The 17,542-nt window shown below is 68.6% G+C and carries 17 protein-coding genes; 15 read left to right on the plus strand and 2 right to left on the minus strand.

The features are described from left to right. Positions 1–2: 2 nt before the first annotated feature. Positions 3–1,355, minus strand: coding sequence for a branched-chain amino acid ABC transporter permease (locus ACCO44_RS04995; protein WP_029262246.1), 1,353 nt, complete (start codon positions 1,353–1,355; stop codon positions 3–5). Positions 1,356–1,605: 250 nt separating this feature from the next. Here ACCO44_RS04995 and guaB point away from each other — a divergent pair, with 250 nt between their 5' ends. From guaB to ACCO44_RS05065, 14 genes are all read left to right on the plus strand, one after another. Beyond that, positions 1,606–3,108, plus strand: coding sequence for an IMP dehydrogenase (gene guaB, locus ACCO44_RS05000; protein WP_029262247.1), 1,503 nt, complete (start codon positions 1,606–1,608; stop codon positions 3,106–3,108). Positions 3,109–3,200: 92 nt separating this feature from the next. Continuing rightward, positions 3,201–3,515 carry a DUF2277 domain-containing protein gene (locus ACCO44_RS05005; RefSeq protein WP_372468700.1) on the plus strand — a complete coding sequence of 105 codons (315 nt, stop codon included), beginning with the start codon at positions 3,201–3,203 and terminating at the stop codon, positions 3,513–3,515. 145 nt (positions 3,516–3,660) lie between these two features. After that, positions 3,661–4,704, plus strand: coding sequence for a response regulator (locus ACCO44_RS05010; RefSeq protein ID WP_105711615.1), 1,044 nt, complete (start codon positions 3,661–3,663; stop codon positions 4,702–4,704). Next, complete coding sequence (locus ACCO44_RS05015) at positions 4,704–5,693, plus strand: ATP-grasp domain-containing protein (RefSeq protein WP_105711614.1); 990 nt, start codon at positions 4,704–4,706, stop codon at positions 5,691–5,693. Before ACCO44_RS05010 ends, ACCO44_RS05015 begins: the two co-directional genes overlap by 1 nt. Further along, on the plus strand, positions 5,690–6,403 hold the full coding sequence (locus tag ACCO44_RS05020; protein WP_372468702.1) for a PHP domain-containing protein: 714 nt from the start codon (positions 5,690–5,692) through the stop codon (positions 6,401–6,403). Before ACCO44_RS05015 ends, ACCO44_RS05020 begins: the two co-directional genes overlap by 4 nt. Next, complete coding sequence (locus ACCO44_RS05025) at positions 6,403–7,890, plus strand: glycosyltransferase (RefSeq protein ID WP_372468703.1); 1,488 nt, start codon at positions 6,403–6,405, stop codon at positions 7,888–7,890. The genes ACCO44_RS05020 and ACCO44_RS05025 overlap by 1 nt, the downstream gene beginning before the upstream one ends. Next, entirely contained in the window at positions 7,887–8,030 is a 144-nt protein-coding gene (locus tag ACCO44_RS05030) for a hypothetical protein (RefSeq protein WP_167381624.1), read from the plus strand. Before ACCO44_RS05025 ends, ACCO44_RS05030 begins: the two co-directional genes overlap by 4 nt. Continuing rightward, positions 8,027–8,374 (plus strand): response regulator, encoded by a 348-nt coding sequence (locus ACCO44_RS05035; protein WP_372468705.1) that lies wholly within the window; start codon positions 8,027–8,029, stop codon positions 8,372–8,374. The genes ACCO44_RS05030 and ACCO44_RS05035 overlap by 4 nt, the downstream gene beginning before the upstream one ends. Further along, a complete protein-coding gene (locus ACCO44_RS05040; RefSeq protein ID WP_372468707.1) occupies positions 8,371–10,176 on the plus strand; it encodes a sensor histidine kinase in 1,806 nt (601 codons plus the stop codon). The genes ACCO44_RS05035 and ACCO44_RS05040 overlap by 4 nt, the downstream gene beginning before the upstream one ends. A gap of 37 nt (positions 10,177–10,213) precedes the next feature. Beyond that, positions 10,214–10,462, plus strand: coding sequence for an AbrB/MazE/SpoVT family DNA-binding domain-containing protein (locus tag ACCO44_RS05045; RefSeq protein WP_372468708.1), 249 nt, complete (start codon positions 10,214–10,216; stop codon positions 10,460–10,462). Continuing rightward, a complete protein-coding gene (locus tag ACCO44_RS05050) occupies positions 10,459–10,824 on the plus strand; it encodes a type II toxin-antitoxin system VapC family toxin (protein ID WP_372468710.1) in 366 nt (121 codons plus the stop codon). The genes ACCO44_RS05045 and ACCO44_RS05050 overlap by 4 nt, the downstream gene beginning before the upstream one ends. Before the next feature lie 102 nt (positions 10,825–10,926). Continuing rightward, on the plus strand, positions 10,927–11,478 hold the full coding sequence (locus tag ACCO44_RS05055; protein WP_372468712.1) for an OsmC family protein: 552 nt from the start codon (positions 10,927–10,929) through the stop codon (positions 11,476–11,478). Between the two features lie 78 nt (positions 11,479–11,556). Next, positions 11,557–13,245 (plus strand): ABC-F family ATP-binding cassette domain-containing protein, encoded by a 1,689-nt coding sequence (locus tag ACCO44_RS05060; protein WP_262003337.1) that lies wholly within the window; start codon positions 11,557–11,559, stop codon positions 13,243–13,245. Between the two features lie 57 nt (positions 13,246–13,302). Continuing rightward, positions 13,303–15,762, plus strand: coding sequence for a LuxR C-terminal-related transcriptional regulator (locus ACCO44_RS05065; protein WP_372468714.1), 2,460 nt, complete (start codon positions 13,303–13,305; stop codon positions 15,760–15,762). Positions 15,763–15,825: 63 nt separating this feature from the next. Here the strand turns inward: ACCO44_RS05065 and ACCO44_RS05070 are convergent, their stop codons facing one another. Then, positions 15,826–16,215: a PLD nuclease N-terminal domain-containing protein gene (locus tag ACCO44_RS05070; protein ID WP_105711660.1), complete on the minus strand. Its 390-nt coding sequence runs from the start codon at positions 16,213–16,215 to the stop codon at positions 15,826–15,828. Between the two features lie 202 nt (positions 16,216–16,417). On the opposite strand from ACCO44_RS05070, the gene ACCO44_RS05075 reads away from it, so the two are divergent. Continuing rightward, entirely contained in the window at positions 16,418–17,533 is a 1,116-nt protein-coding gene (locus ACCO44_RS05075) for a GuaB3 family IMP dehydrogenase-related protein (RefSeq protein ID WP_372469447.1), read from the plus strand. Positions 17,534–17,542: the final 9 nt, after the last annotated feature.

Below are 17,542 nucleotides of genomic sequence, written 5' to 3' on the forward strand. Positions count from 1 at the left end.
CGTCAGCCCAACCTTTCCTTGCGTCCGAGGATGCCTTGCGGTCGCACCAGCAGAATGATGATCAGCGCGACGAGTGCCGTGGCGTACTTGAGGTCGGACGGCACACCCAGCAGGGTCGACACCTCGACGGCGAGGCCGACGATGATCGAGCCGATCAGGGCGCCGATCGCGGAGCCGAGGCCACCGAGGGTGATCGCGCAGAACATCAGCAGCAGCATCTGCATACCCATGTCCCACTTCACACCGGGGCGGAAGTACGCCCACAGGATGCCGGAGATCGCGGCGAGAGCGCCCGCGAGGATCCACACCGTGCGGATGACCTTGTCGACGTCGATGCCGGATGCCGCGGCCAGCTGCGGGTTGTCCGAGATGGCCCTGGTCGCCTTTCCGGTGCGGGTCCTGGTGAGGAAGAACGCGACACCGAGGATCACGACGATGCTCGTCCCCATCGCGATCATGTCGATGTACGACAGCGAGATGGGTCCGAGGCGGATGGGCTCGGGGCTCGCTCCCGGAAGCTGGTACGTGTTGCCGCCGATGAAGTACTGCATGCCGTACCGGAGCGCGAGGGAGAGCCCGATGCTCACGATCATGAGCTGGACCACCCCGAGGCCTCTTCGCCGCAGGGGTTTCCAGATCCCGGCATCCAGCGCCCACCCGAGCGCGGCTCCGCCGATGACGGCGGCGATGATGCCGAGCCAGAGCGGCAGGTGCCAGAACGTCGTGCAGAGCAGCGCGACGACCGCGCCCCAGGTGACCATCTCGCCGTGGGCGAAGTTCGACAGGCGGGTGGTGCCGTAGATGAGCGCGGCGCCCATGGAGGCGAGTCCGAGGAGGAGCCCGAAGTTCAGGCCGCCGACGATGCGCGACAGGAGTTGATCGAGGAACGACACGGTGACCCGCTCGCCCGCTCCGAGGAAGAAGTTGACGATCTTCGTGCCGGTGAGACCGAATTCGAGCTCGAACGACGCGGTGGTCCCCGAGACGGGCTGGATGCCCTCGGGGAGCTGGGTCGCGTCGACGATGACGCCCTTCGGCAGCGTGGACTCGTCCACCGTGAGGGTGTACGTCTCCATCTCCGGCACGTAGAGGCGCCACTTGCCTTCGGCGTCGGTCTCCGTCTCGGCTTCGAAGCCGTTGCCCTCGATGGACATGACGACGCCTTCGACCGGCTCATCCGCATTGGTGACGACACCGGCGAAGTAGAAGTCCGTGACCTCCTGCCCGTCGTCCGTCGTCTCAGCCGAGGCCGATGAGGGGGGCAGGAACAGGAACGCCATGAGCGCCATGAGGATACCGAGGCAGATGACGGCCCAGGGGCGCCTTCGCTGCACGGCGATTGTTGTGGGTCCCACGCAACCTCCACTGTGAGTGCTGTCACTGCGGCATCGGGTATGAACCGCAGGGATGGACGACGCATTTGAGCGTAGTGTGCGATCCCCGAATCACCTACCGTCGCGGTCAACGGTCCGATAACGGCGGGCTCCGGGAATGTTCTCGGGTGCGTCGCGCTTAGAATCTTCATACGGGCCGTGGCCCCGCAAAGGCCGACGTCGACCACCCCCTCGCACTCGGACATGCGCGACTCGCGCAGAAGGAGAATCCATGGAACAGCACGATCCCTTCGGCTTCGTCGGACTGACGTACGACGATGTGCTGCTCCTGCCGGGGCACACCGACGTCATCCCCAGCGAAGCGGACACCTCGTCGCGGATCACCCGCCGCATCTCGGTCGCCACCCCGCTGCTGTCGAGCGCGATGGACACGGTCACCGAATCCCGCATGGCGATCGCCATGGCGCGCGAGGGCGGCATCGGCATCCTGCACCGCAACCTCTCCATCGCCGACCAGGCCGCGCACGTCGACCGCGTCAAGCGCAGCGAGTCCGGCATGATCACCGACCCGATCACCACGACCCAGGACGCGACCGTCGAAGAGGTCGACAACCTGTGCGCCAAGTACCGCATCTCGGGGCTGCCCGTGGTCGACGACGACGGCAAGCTGGTCGGCATCATCACCAACCGCGACATGCGCTTCGTGTCGGGCTTCGAGCGTCAGAGCACTTTCGTGAAAGACGTCATGACGAGCGAGAACCTCGTCACCGCGCCGGTCGGGGTGGCCGCCGGAGAGGTCATCGCGCTGTTCGCGAAGCACCGCGTCGAGAAGCTGCCGCTCATCGATGACAACGGCAAGCTCGCGGGCCTCATCACCATCAAGGACTTCGACAAGAGCGAGAAGTACCCCCTCGCCACCAAGGACGACCAGGGCCGCCTGCGCGTCGGTGCCGCGATCGGCTTCTTCGGAGACGCGTGGGAGCGTGCCGAGGCGCTGCGCGACGCCGGTGTCGACGTGCTCGTCGTCGACACCGCCAACGGGCAGTCCCAGGGCGTCATCGACCTCGTCCGCCGACTGAAGGCCGACGCGTCGTTCGAGCACATCGACATCGTCGGCGGCAACGTCGCGACCCGTGAGGGCGCCCAGGCTCTGGTCGATGCGGGCGTCGACGCGGTCAAGGTCGGCGTGGGTCCCGGGTCGATCTGCACCACGCGCGTCGTCGCAGGTGTGGGAGTGCCCCAGGTCACGGCCGTCTACGAGGCCTCGCTGGCGGCCCGACCGGCGGGCGTGCCCGTGATCGCCGACGGGGGACTGCAGTACTCCGGTGACATCGCCAAGGCTCTCGTCGCCGGTGCCGACGCCGTCATGCTCGGCTCGCTCCTGGCCGGAACCGACGAGTCCCCGGGCGAGATCGTCTTCCAGTCCGGTAAGCAGTTCAAGCAGTACCGCGGAATGGGTTCGCTCGGCGCGATGCAGACCCGCGGCAAGCAGACCTCGTATTCCAAGGACCGCTACTTCCAGGCCGACGTCCCCAGCGACGACAAGCTGATCCCTGAGGGCATCGAGGGGCAGGTGCCGTATCGCGGCCCGCTCGCCGCCGTCGCCTATCAGCTGGTCGGCGGTCTCCGTCAGTCGATGTTCTACGTCGGAGCGCGCACGATCGAAGAGCTCAAGACGCGCGGCAAGTTCGTGCGCATCACCTCGGCGGGGCTCAAGGAGTCGCACCCGCACGACGTGCAGATCGTCGTGGAAGCACCGAACTACAAGAAGTGACGTCGGATCCCGACGGGATCTTCGCAGAGGGGCCGGATGCCGCGCGCATCCGGCCCCTTCCGTCTGTCTACGGCCCGGCGTACCGTGCCGGTATGTGCCGAAACATCGTTCCGCTGAACAACCTCGAGCCCGCCGCGACCGACGACGAGTGCCACGAGGCGGCCCTCCAGTTCGTCCGGAAGATCTCCGGGGCGAACGCGCCGTCGCGTGCCAATCGCGCCGCGTTCGACCGCGCGGTCGCCGAGATCGCGCAGGCGACCCGTGCCCTGTTGGACGAACTCGTCACGACCGCCCCGCCGAAGAATCGCGATGACGAGGCGGCCAAGCGTCGCGCCCGCTCGGCCGACCGCTACGAGGCGATCCGGGTCTACCAACAGGAGAAGAAGGCCGCTGCCGCGAGGTCGTGATCCGCGCGGGCCCGGGTGGCGAACGGGCTATGCCAGAATCGACATACCCCGCTCGACTTTCCCTGCGGTCCCGGTGTTGAAGGCGCCGAGATCGCACTCGCCGATCCCCATCGGTCAGGGAACCTCCCCAAGGAGAGCTGTACACATGCCTGAGGATGCTCCCAGAGTCCTCGTCGTCGACGACGACGCCGACGTCGCCCTGCTCGTGAAGACCGTGCTCGAGAGGCGGGCCGGCTGCATCGTCGACGTCGCCGAAGACGGGCGGGCCGCTGTCGAACGCGTGGCGCAGGTGCGCCCGGACGTCGTCGTGACCGACATCGAGATGCCCGGACTCAACGGACTCGAACTGCTCGCCGAACTCCGGCGCACGGTCCCCACCGTTCCCGTCGTGGTGATGACCGCCCACGTGTCGGTCGAGTACGCCGTCTCGGCTCTGCGCGCACAGGCCGATGAGTTCCTCACCAAACCCCTCGACAACGCCAAGCTCGTCGAGTCGGTCATGCGACTGGTCGAGGAAGGACGCCGTCGCCGGGAAGAGGCGCGCCCGACGGAGCGCGTGCTCGCGATCGGCGCCCATCCCGACGACGTCGAGATCGGGGTCGGGGGACTCCTCGCTGCTCACTCGCGTGCGCAGGACGAGATCACGATCCTCACCCTGTCCCGCGGAGCCCGCGGCGGCGATGCCGCGAGCCGACAGGACGAGTCGCTGGCGGCGGCGGAGATGCTCGGCGCCCGGCTGTTCCTGAAGGATCTCGTGGACACGGAGATCTCCGGCGGCGGCTCGACCGTGCGCCTCATCGAGGAGGTCGTGCAGGAGATCCAGCCGACGATCGTCTACACGCACTCGAGCAACGACCGGCACCAGGATCACCGTGCGGTGAGCGAGGCCACGATCGTGGCGACCCGTCGCGTGGGCACGGTCGCCTGCTATCAGAGCCCGTCGTCGACGATCGATTTCCGTCCCACCCGGTTCGTGCGGATCGATCAGTACCTCGACGACAAGCTCCGGCTGCTGGAGCGTTTCAGCTCGCAGACGGCGAATCGCGACTACCTGGCACCCGAGTTCGTCACCGCGACGGCGCGGTACTGGTCGCGGTTCGGCGGCGGAACAGCCGTGGAACCCCTGGAAGTGGTGCGCGAGACGGCTGAGTTCATCGGCGCCCATGAACTCAGCCGACGGGAGAGCTGATGACGAAGCGTGTGCTGGTGACCGGAGCAGGCGGACCGGCCGGAGTCGCCGTGATCCGATCCCTCCTCCGCCGATCCGATCTGACCGTGTTCGCCGCCGACATGGACGGCTGGGCGAGCGGAATCTATCTGGTGCCCCCGGCCCAGCGTCGCCTGGTCCCACCAGGAAGGGACGACGACTTCGTGCCGGCGATCGCGCGCATGGTCGAGGCTGATCAACTCGATCTCGTGATTTCGACGGTCGACGTCGAGCTCATCGCCCTGGCCGAGCGGCGGGACGAACTGGCACCCGCCGTGCTCGCCGCGCCGTCGGCCGACACGCTGAACACGGCGCTGGACAAGCTCGCGCTCGCCGAACGGTGCGCGCCGACCGGTCTCACTCCTCGCACGGTCCTCGCCGGCCCCGACGCGCAGGCCGTCGACTGGGAGTTCCCGGTCTTCGCCAAGCCGCGCCAGGGTGCCGGCAGCCGCGGCGTGCGTCTCGTGCCCGATCGCGCGGCCCTCGAGGCGCTGCCCACGGACGAGGGTCTGATCGTGCAGGACTTCCTTCCGGGGGAGGAATACTCGGTCGACGTCATCGCGGATGCGACGGGTCACGTGGTCGCCGCGGTGCCCCGCACCCGTGCGCGGGTCGATTCCGGCGTCGCCATCGCCGGACGCACCGTGCAGGACCCGGAGCTCGAAGAGGCGGCGGCATCGATCGCCCGCGCCATCGGACTCGTCGGCGTCGCGAACGTGCAGCTGCGCCGGGACCGCGCCGGCCGGGCCGTGCTGCTCGAGGTCAATCCGCGCTTCCCCGGCGCGCTGCCGCTGACGATCGCGGCCGGTGTCGACATCCCGTCACTCGTGGCCGACCTGTTCCTCGGACGCGAGCTGCCGGTGCGCGTTCCGTTCCGCGAAGTCGCGTCGGTGCGCTTCCTCGAAGATGTGATCGTCGAGGTCGACGACCTGCTGGTCTCCGAGCACGCGGGTCATCAGGAGGAGCTGTGACCCACGCCGTACTGCGCGGCGACCATCACGTGCACTCGACCTTCTCGGACGATGCCGTCTCGACGCTCGCCCAGAACGTCGATGCCGCGGTCGCGGCCGGGTTGACCTCGCTGCGTCTCGTCGACCACGTGCGTCAGAGCACCACGTGGGTGCCCGAGTACCTGGCCGCCGTGCGCGCGCTGCGGGTGCCCGATGGACTCATCGTGCTCTCGGGCGTCGAGGCCAAGATCCTCGATGCCTCGGGGTCGCTCGACATCCCGGTGCTGCCGGAGGGCATCGACCGGATCCTGATCGCCGACCACCAGTTCCCCGGGACGGACGGCCCCCTCGGCCCCTCGACCGTGCGCGATCGGATCGCCGCGGGGTGGGCCCCGGACGACGTGCTGGATCAGTTCGTCGACGCGCTCATCGCGACCATGCGTCGGTACCCCGGGAATCAGCTTGCGCACTGCTTCTCGATCCTCCCCAAGATCGGTCTGTCCGAGCTCGATCTCGGCCCGGAGCGCACGCAGGCGTGGGCGCTCGCCGCGGCGCAGACCGACACCCTGGTCGAGGTCAATGAGAAGTGGGGGTGCCCCGGCGTCGAAGCGCTGTCGGCCCTCCGCCGCGCCGGGGGAGTGATCGTCGCCTCCACCGACAGCCACGACGCCGCCGAGGTCGGCCGCTATTCGCGCGTGATCCCGCTGCTCGATGCGGTGGAGGTGTCTTGATGGCCGATCTGACCTGGCTCGAGACGGCACTCGTCATCGTGCTCCTGCTCTGCGTCCTGGTCGGCACGCTGCCGGTGATCAACACGGGACTGCAGTTCCTCATGCTGCCGGTGCATGCGTTCCGCAACCACTACGGCAAGGCCGCGCCGTACCATCCGAACGTCGCCGTCATCATCCCGGCGTGGAACGAGGGGGCTGTCATCGGCCCGGCGATCGAGCGGCTGCTCCAGCTGGAGTACCCCGCCGATCGCCTGCGCGTGTTCGTCGTCGACGACGCGTCCACCGACGACACCCCCGCCATCGTCGGGGCCAAGGCCGATGCCCACCCCGGACGGGTCGTGCACCTGCGGCGCGAGAGGGGTGGCGAGGGCAAGGCTCACACGCTCAACCACGGCCTGGATGTGGTGCTCGCCGACGTCTGGACCGAAGCCGTGCTCATCATGGACGCCGACGTGATCTTCGCGCGCGACTCCCTGCGCAAACTCAGCCGGCATCTCGCCGACGACAAGGTCGGGGCGGTGACCGCCTACATCGCCGAGGGCAGCCGCGACCGCAACTACCTCACGCGGTTCATCGCGATCGAGTACGTGATCGGCCAGCTCTCCGCCCGTCGGGTGCAGAACGTCGGCGGCGCGATCGCCTGTCTCGCCGGCGGCGCCCAGCTGCATTCGCGGGCCAACCTCGAGGCGATCGGCGGGCGGATCCCGACGGGGACTCTCGCCGAAGACACGATGACCACGTTCGAGGGTCAGCTCAAGGGTCGCCGGATGGTGTTCGAGCCGCACGCCGTCGTGCTCGCCGAAGAGCCGCGGACGATCGACAGCCTCTGGAAGCAGCGACTGCGCTGGGCCCGCGGCAACGTGCAGCTGACCTCGATCTACCGCAAGCTGTGGTTCCGTCCGAGCCGCGAGCACAACCTGGGCAGCTTCTCGTTCGGACTGGCCTGGTTCACCATCCTCCTGCTGCCCGCGTTCATGCTGCTCGCCGCGGCGGGAATGCTCGCTCTGCTCGTGCTGCACAGCGACATCGCGGAGTTCGTCTTCCGCTTCATGTGGATCTCGGCGGCCTGCATCTACCTGTATTCGATGCTGTACGCGGTGCAGCTCGATCCCCGTACGGGCCGGCACTCCTGGCGCGAGGCGATCATGTTCCCGGGGCTGGGTGCGCTCCTCCTGATGGTGATCGCCCTCTTCCCGTGGGCATTCGAATCCGGTCTCGAGGCCGTCGGACTGGATCTCACCGACGAGACGCGCATCCTCTGGGCCGTGATCTTCTACCTCTGGGGCCCGATCTCGATGCTCGGGATCTGGCTCGCGCGCGCGGTCGAGAAGCTTCCGGGCGGGCGTTTCTTCGCCGGGCTCCTGCTCTACATCTGCGGCTACGGCTCCCTGCTGTGCGCGATCACCGTGGACTCCTACATCAAAGAGTGGCGTCGTGCTGACGCCTCCTGGATCAAGACCGAGAAGATCGGACGCGTCGACTCATGAACGCTGCACCGTCACCCGAAGCCGAGCGGGAGGAGATCGTCGCGGATGCCCGGCGCGAGCGACGACTGATCCCGCAGGCTGTTCTCGCGCTCGTCGTCGTCGTCGTGGTCGTCGTCGTGCGAGAGCTGTTCCTTCGATGACCGGGAGGCCGTTGGCCCTCGTCGTCGAGGACGCTCCCGACCAGGCTGCGCTCCTGCGGCGCTATCTCGATCGTGAGGGCTTCGATGTCTTCATCGCGCACGACGCCGAGTCGGCGATCGCGGCCTTCCCGGACATCGATCCGGTGGTCGCCGTGCTCGATCTGCTGCTCCCGGGAATCTCCGGGCAGGCCTGCGCGCGCCTGGTGCAGCAGCGATTCCCCGACTGCTTCCTCGTGATCAGCTCGGTGCTCGATGCCGCCGACTACCCGCCGGCGGATGCCGCGCTGCCGAAACCGATCACGGGCGCCGACCTGCACGCCATCGTCGAAAGGGTGCCACGATGAGGGCGACGCCGCTCGGCCGCGCGGAGAACCGCTGGTATCAGGTCTTCGACAACCCGAGCCCGCTGCTCAAGCAGGCGCCGACGGTCATCGCCACGGTCATCGCGGCGATCCTGACCTGGTGGGTCCCCGATCTTCCGATCACGCATGTCATGCCCGCGGTGGCAGGGATCGCCGTCGTCCTCGCGGCCACCGTGCTCGCCGCCGTGCTCACGACGCGGGGGATGCATGACGGCTGGGCCGTACTGCTCATCCCCATCGTCGATATCGTCGGTCTCGGTCTCTTCCGCACCGGCACAGGCGGCGCCACCTCGCTCTTCTCCTCGCTCGTGCTCCTGCCCGTGGTCTGGTTGGCCGCGGCTCCCGGCATCCGGTGGGTGTTCGTCGTCGGCGGGTTGACCTCGATCGCGCTCCTGATGCCGTACTTCACCAACCCCCCGGACACCTCGGTCGAGTGGCTGCGCGGGGTGGTCGGTCCGCTGGTGTTCTCTGCGGTGGCCGCGGTCATCAACCAGCTCTCCCGGCAGCAGCGCATGCGCGTCGACCAGGCGGAGGAGCTCGTCGTCGAACGCACGAGAGCGTTGTCGGAGAACGTCGCGATGATCGTGCAGCTCCGCGACAAGGAACGTCAGTACCGCGAGCTGCTGGACTCGTTCGAGAGCCTGTGGGCGTCGATCACGGCGCAGGCGGTGATCGCGACGGACTGCAGTGGGAAGATCACGGCCTGGAATCCCGGAGCGGAACGCCTGCTGGGACTCTCGGCGGAGGAGGCCCGCGACGACGTGCGCATCGACCGCTTCTTCTCGACGGCGGTCCTGTCGATGCTGGCCGCCGACAACGTCGACCGTCCCGGCTCGGACCACGAGCTTCTGCCCGGCTATGCGGACCTCTCTCCTGGAATCCAGGCGCTGTTCTCGCAGGCTGATGCCGGGCTCCCGGTCGACGGGGACGTCGAGGTGACGACGGCGGGCGGTACGACGGTTCCCGCCCGGGTCACCGTCACCCCGCACAAGGACGGCGCCGGCGCGCAGCAGGGATACCTGTTCGTGCTCACCGACGAGACCAGGGCGGTCGAGGTCGCGCGCATGAAGGACGAGTTCGTCGGGATGATCTCCCACGAGCTCCGCACGCCGCTGAGCGCGATCATCGGCTTCCTCGATCTGCTGCAGAACGATCCCGGTCAGCCGCTCACCGTCGACCAGCAGGAGTTCGTCGGCATCATCGAGCGCAATGCGAAGCGTCTGCTCAACCTCGTCGGTGATCTGCTCTTCACCGCGCAGGTCGAGTCCGGGAGGTTCCCGCTCGAGCGCGAAGAGGTCGATATCGCCGAGCTCGTCCGATCGGCGGTTGTCTCGGCGGGTCCGCACGCGCAGCGCGAGGGCATAGAGATCGCGGCGGAGGTCGGTTCCGACGCCATTCCTCTCCTGATCGACTCCGGGCGGATCGGTCAGGCTCTCGACAATCTGCTGTCCAACGCGATCAAGTTCACCCCGCGTGGCGGGCGCGTCAACGCCCGCGTCCGTCCGGTCGACGGGGGAGTGGAGCTGGCCGTGCAGGACACGGGCGTCGGGATCCCGGAAGACGAACAGGGGATGCTGTTCACCCGGTTCTTCCGTGCGTCGACTGCGACGCGCAATGCCGTGCCGGGTGTCGGTCTCGGGCTCACGATCACCCGGGCGATCGTCCTGGCGCACGGCGGGAGCATGGACGTGACGAGTCAGGAGGGCGTGGGCACCGAGTTTCGCTTCGTCCTCCCGTCGGCACCCCGCACCGAGGTGCTGACGAGCCTGAGCCGCGCCGACTGACATCCCACTGCGTGCGCATGAGTGGTACCGTAGATCCATGGATACCACGTTCGTCGCGCCGATGGGTGATCGCGGTCGGCTGGTCATCCCCGCTGAGCTCCGCAGCCGCCAGCATTGGGAGCAGGGCGTGCCGCTGCTGATGATCGAGACCGTGGGTGGGGTCATCCTGGTCACCCGCGAGCAGGCCAAGGCCCTCGTCAGGTCTCAGCTCGAAGGCAAAGACGTTCTGAAATCGCTCCTCGCCGAACGTCGGGCGGCCGCGAGCTCCGACGACGCCGCTGCGTGATCGTCCTGGATGCGTCCGCACTCCTCGCATTCCTGCAGGGCGAACCCGGAGCCGATCGCGTGGAGGAGGTTCTCGACGATGCGGTGGTCGGAGCGGCGAACTGGTCCGAGGTCGCGCGGAAGGTGCGCGCATCCGGTGCCGACTGGGGCGTGGCGTCCGGACTGCTGCTCAGCTATCGATTGCGCGTCGAGCCGGTGTCGCACCGTGACGCCGAGGAGGCGGCCCGGCTGTGGAAGCGTGGGAGCGGCCTCTCGCTCGGCGATCGGCTGTGCCTCGCGGTGGCGGCGCGTCTCGACGCGGTCGCGCTCACGGCGGATCGCGCCTGGGGCGAATCTGAACGCGTCGAGCAGCTCCGGCGGTGATCTGAACGGCGGAGCGTCGCGTCCGTGACGCTCCGTTTCCGGGTGTGAAGCCGGATGACGGTCCTCATGCCGCCCGAGCGCAGGGATCGCTACCGTCGGGCCATGACTCTCCTCCAGGACCAGCTCGCCGGTATCGGCGATGTCACTCCCGCCGAACGCGCTCGGCGACTCACCGACGCCGGAACCGCGTGGAACGAGCGGATCGCCGCGGATGCCGCGAACGCACAGCTCACCTACCGCGTGAGCGGGCGGGGCATCGGCTCCGTCGCCACCGAGATCCGCGCAGGGAAGCACCGCTTCCTGGTCGACGAGCCCGGTGCGCTGGCCGGCGACGATGTGGCGGCGAGCCCCGTCGAGTACGCGCTGGGTGCGCTCATCTCGTGTCAGGTGGTCGTGTACCGGCTCTACGCGCAGGCGCTCGGTCTCACTATCGACCAGATCGAGATCACCGCGGAGGGCGACCTCGATGTGCGCAAGCTCTTCGGCATCGACGAATCGGGGAGGGCAGGTTTCCACGATGTCCGGGTCTCGGTCGACATCACGGGCCCGGACAGCGCCGAGCAGTACGAGAACCTGCGCGCCGTCGTGGATGCGCACTGCCCGGTGCTCGACCTCTTCGCGGCGCCCGTGCCGACATCGAGCGCTCTCGGCTGAGCGCGGTTCGGTGCGCGGCACCCGCGCCTGATAGCCTGGTCGGCTCGGCATGCGCGGGCGGAAGGACGGCCACGCACCGTGGGCTACATCGATGTCTCCAGCGTCTCACTGACGCTCCCCGACGGCAGACCGCTTCTCGACGAGGCGACGTTCCGGGTGGGTGCAGGCTCCACCAGCGCCCTGATCGGACCGAACGGGGCGGGCAAGACCACTCTGCTGCGCATCATCCGCGGTGATCAGCCCGCCGATGACGGCGTGGTCACGATCGATGGCGGTCTCGGTGTCATGGACCAGTTCGTCGGTCACGGCGAGGCGGGCGAGACCGTGCACCAGCTGCTGGTGCGCGTAGCGCCGGCTCGCATCCGCGCGGCGGCCGAGGCTCTCGAGGCCGCCGAGAACGCACTGATCGAACGCGACGAGCACGACACGCAGATGGCCTACGCCACGGCGATCGCCGAGTACGCGGATGCCGGTGGATACGAACACGAGACCGTCTGGGATCAGTGCACGGTCGCGGCGCTCGGCGTGCCGTTCGAGCGGGCGCGGTATCGCGAACTCACCACCCTCTCGGGGGGTGAGCAGAAGCGGCTCGCGCTCGAAGCCCTGCTGCGCGGACCCGATGAGGTGCTGCTGCTCGACGAGCCGGACAACTACCTCGACGTGCCGACGAAGCGGTGGCTGGAGGAGCAGCTGCGTCAGACGCCGAAGACCGTGCTGCTCGTGTCGCACGACCGCGAGTTGCTCGCACGCGCCGTCGACCGCCTGATCACGCTGGAGCCCGGCGGCGCCGGTGCCACGGCATGGGTGCACGGCGGAGGCTTCTCGACGTATCAGCAGGCGCGGACCGACCGGATGGACCGACTGGACGAGCTGCGTCGGCGCTGGGACGAGCAGCACGAGAAGCTGCGCACCCTCGTCGCGAACCTCAAAGTCAAGGCGTCGGCGAACGACGGGTTCGCGTCGCGATATCAGGCGGCGCAGACGCGCCTGCGCAAGTTCGAGGAGGCGGGCCCGCCCGAGGAGCGTCCGCCCACGCAGGACTTCGACATGCGTCTGCGCGGCGCACGCACCGGCAAGCGGGCCGTGGTCGCACAGCGTCTCGAGCTGACCGGGCTCATGCGTCCCTTCGACGCGGAGGTCTGGTACGGCGACCGGGTCGCAGTGCTCGGTTCCAACGGATCGGGCAAGTCGCACTTCCTGCGGTTGCTCGCCCGTGGCGGCAGCGACCCTGATGCCACGCTCGGTCACGTCACGTCGACAGGAGAGCAGGTGACCACGGTGGCGCACACCGGCACGGCGACTCTCGGCGCACGTGTCGTGCCCGGACTGTTCGCCCAGACTCACGCGCATCCGGAGTTCGTCGGGCGCACGCTGCTGGAGATCCTGCACCGCGGCGACGACCGTCGGGCGGGGATGCCGCGGGATGCCGCGAGTTCGGCGCTCGATCGGTACGGCCTCGTGCGGCAGGCGCAGCAGACGTTCGACTCGCTGTCGGGCGGGCAGCAGGCGCGGTTCCAGGTGCTGCTGCTCGAGCTGTCCGGGGCGACGCTGCTGCTGCTGGACGAACCCACCGACAACCTCGATCTGGAATCGGCCGAGGCGCTGGAGCAGGCCCTGGCGCGATTCGAGGGGACCGTGCTGGCGGTGACGCACGACCGCTGGTTCGCCCGGTCGTTCGACCGTTTCCTGGTCTTCGGGTCGGACGGCGACGTCTACGAATCGGACGAGCCCGTGTGGGACGAGAAGCGGGTCGCTCGGACGCGCTGACGAGAGCAGAACCACGACCGACGCGAGTCCGCGAGTAAAGGGTGAAATAATACCGAGATGATAGATCTCGGGGACATCACTCACGCACACGGATCAGTGGTTGCGCTCCTGCAACGGAGCGGCCTGGTCGACCGACCTCGGTTGCGGCGGATCTTCGACGCCTTCGAGCGTGAGATCAGGGTCGTGGGTATCTGGGCTCCCGCCGGCTCGGGCAAGTCCGTGCTTCTCCGGCAGTGGATGGCCACCGTCGACGGCCTGGTGTGTTTCGCAGATGCCGCCGATGAGGCACAGGTGTTCGACGCGATCCAGCGGAGCAGGGCGGCAGGTGCCTCCCGGGTGTATCTCGTGATCGACCAGCTGGATCGGCCGTCGGCGCAAGCGCGGGAGGCCATCGCGGCGGCGGTCGACAGCGGCGATGGCCGCCTTCGGGTGGTTCTCGCCGGCAGATTCGATGCACTTCCGGTGTCGCCCGCCAGGTGGGTGCGAACCAGCGAGATCTCCGGTGCCGATCTCGCCTTCACCGCCGACGAGGCGACCAGCCTTCTCGCGGATGTGACAGCCCCCACCGGGAAGCAGCTCCGCGGTCTCCTCGCCCGCACCGGTGGGTGGGCGACCGCACTCGTGCTCGTGCGCCGTCTGCGGGAGACGGGCGACGGCTCGGTGGTGGATCGGTTCGACGGCGACAGTCGCCCTGTCGCCGACTATCTCGTCACCGAGGTGCTGTCCGCTCTCGATCCGGAGCAGGAAGAAGTGCTCGTCTGGTCGGCTGTCGCGCCGACGGTATCGGCAGCACTCGCCGTCACGGTGACGGGGAGTCCCGACGCCGGTCGTGTTCTCGAGCAGCTCGCCTGTGCCAACTCGCTCGTGATGCGACAGGACGCGGATTCGTATCGGTTCCATCCCATCCTCTGGGCGTTTCTCGCCGCAGAGCAGCGACGACGCGATCTCCCACGGGCGAACAGCGCCCACGCAGCAGCGGCGCGGTGGTTCTCGGCGAGGGGCGATCTGCGCAGCGCCCTCGCTCAGACAGTCCGGGCCGCAGACGCGGCCGCGCTCGCCGCCTTCCTCGATCAGCACGGCTACGAGTTGATCTTCCAAGGCGAATCCGGCCCGGTGATGCGTGCCGTTCGCGCGGTCGCGCCCCGGGACCGCGAGAGGCTGGAGGCGGATATGGGGCTGCTTCTCGCGATTCCGCACTTCCCCGATCGCCCAGGGGCAGCGCAGCTCCTCCGTGTCCGCACCCACGCCCAGCGGAGGGCTGAGCGGACCGCCGTGGACGAGATCGTGGACGCGCTGTGGGCGCACGCGAATCGGCGGCGGGGCGACATGCGGGACCGGCCGCCACTAGCCGTCGACGCGTCCTGCTCCCGCGGAACCGCACTCCTTCTCGAGTATGTGCAGGTGTGGACCACGGGAGGGGTGGATGGCGAGATGAACGACAACATGAGCGCGGCGCTCGTGCACCTCGGCTCGCCGACCGCCGACACCTCGGAACTGCGGTGGTTGCGGATGCTCATCCTGGAGAGTGCGCTGTCGATCGTCTCCCGGGCGCCGAGTCGGGTCGACATGGAGCCTGTCCTCCTCCAGATCGAACGTGACCGGCTCAGTGGCGCCGATGAGCGGGATACCGTGGCTGCGCGCGCCGTCTGCCTCCAGGCGACGCGTGCCTATCACCGGGCCGACCCTCTCTCGACGAGCGTGCTGGAGCACTGGAGTCCTCGTGCCGGCGCACGCCTCGACCATTTGACGCAGATGCTCCTCGCGCTCGACGAGCTCACTCGTCGTGGGGGCGGCGCCGCGCTCGCGCGGGTGGTGGCTCTGATCGAGAACGACCTCTCCGATACGGTCTCCAGCCTCGCCTATGCCGTGGTTCCTGCGATCGGGTCCGCCATCCGCCAGGGCGACGTGCCGCTGGCAGACCGGCTCCTGGCGCGCTGTCGTCGTGTACTCGGCGAATACAGCGTCGAATCGGCGACAGCGGCTTTCCTCCGGCATCCGAACCGTGAGGGCGATCACGTCCTCCGTGAGGCCTTGGCGGGCGGTGCTCCACGATTCACCCCGCTGGCTCTGGCCTCTGCCTGGGTGGCTCTTGCCGTTCACGCGCACCGCCACAGACGTGACTCGTCGGCGACCGCGGCGATCCTGAACGCGCTGATGTGCGCGGCGCCGCTGGGGGCCGTGCGGCCGTTCCTCCAGGAGGGGAACGAGCCGTCGGTCGTGCTGCGTGCACGCATCGAACGGTTGGGGGCGTGGCGGCCTGTGGCAGAGGAGATCCTCGCGCATCCGGACATGGCGATGTCGGAGAAGGCCGCGACCGTCACGATCGCGAAGCTCACGGCGCGGGAACAGGAGTTGCTGCGGGAGCTTCCCGCCCACCAGAGCATCGCCGAGATCGCAGGGCGTCGGTACGTCAGCGCCAACACCGTCAAGTCAAAGCTGCGAAGCATCTACAGCAAGCTCCAGGTCAACGGACGTGCCGAGGCGGTCGAGGCTGCTCGCCGTGTCGGTCTGCTCTGACCGGATCGACACGGGGAGGGGCTCGCCGTCGCGTGAGACCACGAGCCCCTGCTTCGCCTCGGATCAGCCCGCGAGCACGCGCGTCTTGATCTGCTCGTACTCCGCAGCGGTGATGGTGCCGCCGTCGAGGAGGGCCTTCGCCTTCGCGATCTCGTCGCTCGGGCTGCTGCCGGCCACGGACTTGATGTAGTCGGCGGCGGCGGATTGCGCGGCCTGCGTTTCGCGGACGCCGCGTTCCGCCATCCCTCCACCGCGGGCGATCAGGTAGATCAGCGCGGTGAGGAACGGGACGAAGACAAGGAAGAGCAGCCAGGCCGCCTTCGCCCACCCGTTCAGCTTGTGATCGCGGAACAGGTCCGTGATGATCGCGAACAGCGCGAACAGGTACGCGAACAGGACGAACACCGCCAGGAACCACCAGACGATGTCCCAGAAACTGGCCCACAGGGTCATGAAGTCACCTCTCATAGAGAACGGGACCCGCTCGGATCCCGCAGGCCAACGATCGCTGGCGATGGGAAGGTCGGTCATCCCCCCATCCGGGTGAAAGGCGGTGCACTCGGTGCTCGATGTCTTCGAGCGCTGTCGCCGTTCCGCGACGCTTCGAGCTCTGCCCGAGTCGACCGCCGCGCCCGGGTAGGCTGGAGGGGTGACCATGGAGATCGAGCTCGGCCGAGGAAAGCGCGCACGTCGCGCGTACACGTTCGATGACATCGCGGTGGTGCCGTCTCGGCGCACGCGCAACCCGGAGGACGTGTCGACCGCCTGGACGATCGACGCCTTCGGCTTCGGCATCCCGGTGCTCGGAGCCCCCATGGACTCCGTCGTCAGCCCGCAGACCGCGATCATGCTGGGTCAGCTGGGCGGACTGGGTGTGCTCGACCTCGAGGGTCTGTGGACCCGGTACGAGAGCCCGGAGCCGCTGCTCGCCGAGATCGCCGGTCTCGACGAGGGCACGGCCACGGTCCGCATGCAGGAGCTGTACGCCGAGCCGATCAAGCCCGAGCTCATCACCCGTCGCCTCGCGGAGATCCGCGAGGCCGGCGTCACGGTGGCGGGCTCGCTCACGCCGCAGCGCACGCAGGAGTTCTACGACACCGTCGCCCGCGCCGGCGTCGACCTGTTCGTCATCCGCGGCACCACGGTCTCCGCCGAGCACGTGTCCAGCGTCGCCGAGCCCCTCAACCTCAAGAAGTTCATCTACGACCTCGACGTCCCCGTCATCGTCGGCGGAGCCGCCACCTACACCGCGGCACTGCATCTCATGCGCACCGGAGCAGCCGGCGTCCTCGTCGGCTTCGGCGGGGGAGCGGCGTCCACGACCCGCGCGACCCTCGGCATCCACGCGCCGATGGCGACCGCGGTCTCCGACGTCGCCGCCGCGCGCCGTGACTACCTCGACGAATCCGGTGGCCGCTACGTGCACGTGATCGCCGACGGCGGCGTCGGCACCTCGGGCGACATCGTCAAGGCGCTCGCCATGGGGGCGGACGCCGTCATGCTCGGCGTCGCGCTGGCCCGCGCCACCGATGCGCCCGGCCGCGGATTCCACTGGGGTCCCGAAGCCCACCACCCGAAGCTCCCGCGCGGTCGTCGGGTCGAGGTCGGCGGCATCGGCACGCTCGAAGAGATCCTCTACGGCCCCGCGCCGGTCGCCGACGGCACCGCGAACCTGATCGGTGCGCTGCGAAAGTCGATGGCGACCACCGGATACTCCGACCTCAAGGAGTTCCAGCGGGTCGAGGTCGTGCTCGCACCGTACGAGGCCTGAGGTTCAGCG

It is taken from the genome of Microbacterium maritypicum, assembly GCF_041529975.1.
GTDB lineage: Bacteria > Actinomycetota > Actinomycetes > Actinomycetales > Microbacteriaceae > Microbacterium.

What these genes read in the sequence shown, in the direction of transcription:
- guaB (WP_029262247.1), top strand. Translation starts at nt 1,606, where the DNA reads ATGGAACAGCACGATCCCTTCGGCTTCGTCGGACTGACGTACGACGAT.
- ACCO44_RS05005 (WP_372468700.1), top strand. Translation starts at nt 3,201, where the DNA reads ATGTGCCGAAACATCGTTCCGCTGAACAACCTCGAGCCCGCCGCGACC.
- ACCO44_RS05010 (WP_105711615.1), top strand. Translation starts at nt 3,661, where the DNA reads ATGCCTGAGGATGCTCCCAGAGTCCTCGTCGTCGACGACGACGCCGAC.
- ACCO44_RS05015 (WP_105711614.1), top strand. Translation starts at nt 4,704, where the DNA reads ATGACGAAGCGTGTGCTGGTGACCGGAGCAGGCGGACCGGCCGGAGTC.
- ACCO44_RS05025 (WP_372468703.1), top strand. Translation starts at nt 6,403, where the DNA reads ATGGCCGATCTGACCTGGCTCGAGACGGCACTCGTCATCGTGCTCCTG.
- ACCO44_RS05030 (WP_167381624.1), top strand. Translation starts at nt 7,887, where the DNA reads ATGAACGCTGCACCGTCACCCGAAGCCGAGCGGGAGGAGATCGTCGCG.
- ACCO44_RS05035 (WP_372468705.1), top strand. Translation starts at nt 8,027, where the DNA reads ATGACCGGGAGGCCGTTGGCCCTCGTCGTCGAGGACGCTCCCGACCAG.
- ACCO44_RS05040 (WP_372468707.1), top strand. Translation starts at nt 8,371, where the DNA reads ATGAGGGCGACGCCGCTCGGCCGCGCGGAGAACCGCTGGTATCAGGTC.
- ACCO44_RS05045 (WP_372468708.1), top strand. Translation starts at nt 10,214, where the DNA reads ATGGATACCACGTTCGTCGCGCCGATGGGTGATCGCGGTCGGCTGGTC.
- ACCO44_RS05055 (WP_372468712.1), top strand. Translation starts at nt 10,927, where the DNA reads ATGACTCTCCTCCAGGACCAGCTCGCCGGTATCGGCGATGTCACTCCC.
- ACCO44_RS05065 (WP_372468714.1), top strand. Translation starts at nt 13,303, where the DNA reads ATGATAGATCTCGGGGACATCACTCACGCACACGGATCAGTGGTTGCG.
- ACCO44_RS05070 (WP_105711660.1), bottom strand. Translation starts at nt 16,215, where the DNA reads ATGACCCTGTGGGCCAGTTTCTGGGACATCGTCTGGTGGTTCCTGGCG.
- ACCO44_RS05075 (WP_372469447.1), top strand. Translation starts at nt 16,418, where the DNA reads ATGGAGATCGAGCTCGGCCGAGGAAAGCGCGCACGTCGCGCGTACACG.